Annotated in this window: 1 protein-coding gene; it reads left to right on the top strand. The window is 68.8% G+C overall.

What is annotated here, in order from left to right:
- Positions 1 to 21 precede the first annotated feature (21 nt).
- Positions 22 to 475: LysM peptidoglycan-binding domain-containing protein (locus tag J1M41_RS11110; protein ID WP_206451753.1), on the top strand; the 454-nt coding region annotated here is incomplete at its 3' end.

The raw sequence follows: 475 nt of genomic DNA, 5'->3' as shown, positions 1-475 counted from the left end.
ACCTACGGCAACGACATCGGCATGTTCGGGAGGCAGTCCTACACGGAGCCCGCGAACTACAACAGGCCGGTCACCGCCCAGAACTTCCAGCAGTTCCTCGTCGGTGTCCTCGTGGAGGGCAAGAAGTCCAACGGGGTCGGCGTCACTCAGATCACCTCCCCCGCGCTCATCCTCGACGCCATCCGCAACGGCTACAACCTCGCCGACGCCGAGGACAACGTCGCCTACGGTGCCCGTCACTTCCGGCAGTGCATCGCTGACGCGCGCGGCGACATCGGCGACGCGGCCACCCTCTACCGGTACGGGACCCTCACCGTCACCAACCTGGCTGGGAAGAAGGTCCCCGCCGACCGGGCCTACGCCGACCGGTTCACGGCCGCGGCCGCCGCGTGGGAGCGCGTGCTCCCCGCCCTGACCTACACCGTGAAGCCCGGCGACACGCTCTTCAGCATCGCCCGCACCCACGGCCCCAACG

It is taken from the genome of Micrococcus sp. KRD096 (genome assembly GCF_017168495.1).
Taxonomy (GTDB): Bacteria; Actinomycetota; Actinomycetes; order Actinomycetales; family Micrococcaceae; genus Micrococcus; species Micrococcus luteus.
The sequence above is the reverse complement of the archived record's forward strand: the minus strand, read 5'-3'. Positions and strand labels throughout refer to the sequence as shown.